Annotated in this window: 1 protein-coding gene; it reads left to right on the forward strand. The window is 65.5% G+C overall.

All coding sequences use genetic code 11. The annotated features are described in order from the left end of the window. Positions 1–249, forward strand: a 249-nt coding sequence (locus ACKX14_RS16285; protein ID WP_422449468.1) for a histidine kinase dimerization/phospho-acceptor domain-containing protein, incomplete at both ends; no start/stop codon positions are given.

Consider the following 249-nt stretch of genomic DNA (forward strand, 5'->3'; position numbering starts at 1 on the left):
TGGCCGAAGCCAACCAGCGCCTGCAAAACGAGATGTTCGAGCGCGAGCGTGCCGAAGACGCCCTGCGCCATGCCCAGAAGATGGAAGCGGTCGGCCAGCTCACCGGCGGCATCGCCCATGACTTCAACAACATGCTCACCGGGATCATCGGCAGCCTGGACCTGATGCAACGCTATATCGCCGCCGGGCGCAGCGACGAGATCGGCCGTTTCACCGACGCCGCCGTATCCTCGGCTCATCGCGCCGCTG

The sequence above is a fragment of the Thermorhabdus hydrogeniformans genome, assembly GCF_049310025.1.
Classification (GTDB): Bacteria; Bacillota; Thermosediminibacteria; order Thermosediminibacterales; family Tepidanaerobacteraceae; genus JBJYKD01.